Source organism: uncultured Aquimonas sp. (genome assembly GCF_937888285.1).
In the GTDB taxonomy this organism is placed as follows: domain Bacteria; phylum Pseudomonadota; class Gammaproteobacteria; order Xanthomonadales; family Xanthomonadaceae; genus Aquimonas.
This window is the reverse complement of the sequence record NZ_CALART010000059.1, coordinates 1-2,971: the sequence shown is the minus strand read 5'-3', so window position 1 is coordinate 2,971 and position 2,971 is coordinate 1. Positions and strand designations below refer to the sequence as shown.

4 protein-coding genes are annotated in these 2,971 nt (G+C 61.0%); all 4 read right to left on the bottom strand.

Annotated features, from left to right (window positions below; all coding sequences use genetic code 11):
- Window positions 1-719, bottom strand: a 719-nt coding sequence (locus Q0654_RS12420; protein ID WP_298854222.1) for an ABC transporter ATP-binding protein, incomplete at its 3' end; no start/stop codon positions are given.
- The gene (locus Q0654_RS12415) at window positions 716-1,783 is read right to left on the bottom strand and encodes a hypothetical protein (RefSeq protein ID WP_298854219.1); all 1,068 of its coding nucleotides are present in this window, start codon (window positions 1,781-1,783) and stop codon (window positions 716-718) included. The genes Q0654_RS12420 and Q0654_RS12415, both read right to left, overlap by 4 nt.
- A gap of 19 nt (window positions 1,784-1,802) precedes the next feature.
- Window positions 1,803-2,537, bottom strand: a complete 735-nt coding sequence (locus Q0654_RS12410) for a hypothetical protein (RefSeq protein ID WP_175339057.1) — start codon at window positions 2,535-2,537, stop codon at window positions 1,803-1,805.
- A 101-nt stretch (window positions 2,538-2,638) separates the two neighbouring features.
- Window positions 2,639-2,971, bottom strand: a 333-nt coding sequence (locus Q0654_RS12405; RefSeq protein ID WP_298854217.1) for a peptidase inhibitor family I36 protein, incomplete at its 5' end; no start/stop codon positions are given.

The window sequence follows — 2,971 nt, the reverse complement described above, 5'->3', positions numbered from 1 at the left end:
CCCTGAGCATCAGTCGTCGAACCGACAGAAGCGCCAGCCCCTGTGGTCTCAAGGATGCCGTCGGCCATCCGAACCGTCCGGTGGGCATAAGCTGCAATCCGCGCGTCATGGGTGACCAGGATGACCGTTGCCCCCTGTCGATTGAGCTCGAGGAGGGCCTGCATCACTTGGTCGCCCGTTTCAGTGTCGAGGTTTCCTGTGGGCTCGTCGGCCACGATGATTGAGGGATTCGTGGTGAGGGCTCGCGCGATTGCGAGTCTTTGACGTTCTCCACCGGATAGTGAGCGGGCGAGCGCAGCGGCCTTTCTCTCCAGCCCCACAACTTCCAGTGCCTGCGAGACCTTTTCTGATTGCTCGCGGAGCGGTGCTCCTTGGATAGCTAGGGCCAGGGTTGCGTTTCGTTCGGTGCTTTCGTAGGGGTTTGCATAGGAAGACTGGAAGATGAATCCGTATGTTGCGCTGCGCAGGCGGTCGATCTGCGTTGCGCTCAGACTGCGAACGTCAATATCACCGAGCTTGTAGCTTCCCTCCCACTGTGAATCGAGCAAGCCGATGATGTTGAGAAAGGTCGATTTTCCTGACCCGGAGCGCCCTACGATGGCGAGGAATTCGCCAGGTTCGACGATCAGCGACGCCTCTCGGATAGCGAACCACTGCTGTGACTCTCCATAGCGGCGCTGGATACGGTTGAGTGTGAGCCGTGGTGGTGAAACGGTCATTGGGACACCAGCACCTGGTCCCCTACCGCGAGACCCTCCGCCTTTATCGCCGTCCAGCCGTCTGCATTTCTTTGCACGACGACTGGTGTGCGCGCAGGGGTGGTGGATTGGCTGCGCTTGATCACGTAGTCGCCTCCCGAGTCCGACCGGATTGCGATCGTGGGTACTGCCATATCGGGTTTTGACTCGGTACCGAAGAGGACTGCGACGGCATCACCGGCCTTCAGGTTTCCGCCAGCATCGAGGTTGATTTGGATGTCGCGGCCGGGTGGTCGTCCTCCGCTGGTGGGGCTCGACTGGAATTCGCTGATTTTGGCCACCGTGCCGGTGCCCTTCTTCCCGCCAGAGCCGGTGATGCTGACTTTGTCGTTCTGCTTGATCTGTTCGGCCTCGCTCACGCTGGCTCGGACACTGACGTATGGGGATCCTGTTCCCAGTACAGCGAAGGGGTGATCGCTGTCTACAGAGGAGCCGGCCGGAGCGATTGAGATCAAGGAGAGCGCACCGAGGGAAGTGGGAACGGTGTAAAACTCTGCGGTGGTGATGGTCGTGGAGTATCGACCGCCGGGTGGCTCAATACTTGCGGCCGAGTAAGCGAAGCGCACGGCGCTTAGGGTGGCACTGTCGACCTTTCCTGTTTGCGGGACGCCAAGCGCTTTCTGCAGGCTGGCGACGTCACTGCCTGTATCTCCAGCTACTAGGTTTCGGAACAGCGGGATATCCACGCTGAAGAGGAACACTGGCCTGTTCGACACGGTGCCCAGAAGCTGGCCGTTCGTGAGCTGGCCCGGATTGGCTGAAACGGACGTGACGACAATGCGCTCTGCCCCCGCTGGCGGATTAACGCTCACTGGCTGTTGCTGCGTCCCGGATACCTCACCCTGGATGCGAATGTCTGCCGTGACGGTTCTGGATTCAACCGACGCATACACGGGCACAGTTGTACCGCGAGCGTCGAGGACAGCCGAGTCCGGCGACCGCACCCACATGCCCAGCAGGAAGGCTGCGCCCGCGATTAGAACCGTGACCGCAACGAAGGCGAGAGCGCGGAATGGATGGTCCAATCGGCGCAACCGCCGCGGCTCACCCGCCAACGGTCGTGACCAGCTTCTGCGCTTGGGCGACCACCTTCTTGACCTTGTCGCGGTAGGCCGTCAGGTCGCCCTCGTGACCATCGATGTACTCTGCTTGCCTGGTCGCCTCCCAGTCCGCCAGCGTCTGGACGGAGTTCAGCGATTCTTTGCATTGCACATCGATGGCTGCAACCTTCAACTGCTCCTCTCCCGCAGAAGGAAATTGAGGCACGAGCACCCTGGCATCCTTGTTGGCGGCAAGGCCGCCGTTCTGGATGCAGCTGAGCCATTTCTCCCGGGTCGACTTGAACTCGTCGCTGGCAAGCAGGGCCTCAAAAGACTCGTTCATTCCACGGTCCACCACCGATTGATCTGGCGATGTGTTGACCCCCATCACCGGCAACTGCTTGGTCGACTTGAAGCACCCCTGATAGTCCTGCCACCAATCCGGACCAAGTGCATCCTCCTGGGCCTGAACGTCCTTCGATTGACTCGACTCGGGCAACTCATACCCGTTGGCTTCAGCGTCGGCCGGCGCCCACAGCCCATACCGACGATCCGGTAGAGGCGTGAGCGCCGACCAGTCCTGAGAGGCGCGAGGAAAGGTGAGCCCCTTCTTAGCCATGCACTTTTCGATGGCAATCGCATTTGCATGATTTACGGTCTGCACTTCACCCCAGCTCATCGCGTAGGACTCAAGTGGCAACACAATCTGCGCCGTTGCCGGATCGAGCTGTCCACGCACGTTAGCATGCGCCTGCGACGGCCCGGACGAGCACCCGGTCAACACAACGACAGTGATGAGCGCCGCTGCTGACGTTGTCGCTGTCAGCCGCCCACCCGCCATCAGTAGAAGTAGAGGGAGTCGAACGAGTCGTTGCGCGTGTCGGGCCAGTTGAAGAAACCTGCAGCTCCGCCAGCCTGCTGGAACAAGGCGCCCGAGTAGCCAGGGTCGCTGAACCATCCGATGTACGCTGTCCGGTTGTTCGCCACGGAAGAGATGTTGTCGTGGAATCCGGGCAAGGAGGACTGCGAACTCGTCCAAGACCCGAATGCCCCCGCGTAGCTTGAATCCGTCCACGCGCACGCGCGGTTGCTCCCGCACTGCGTGATCGAGGCCTGCGCCGGCGCGCTGAATCCGATGACCGAAGCAGCGACAAGGGCAGCAGCTCCCGCAAC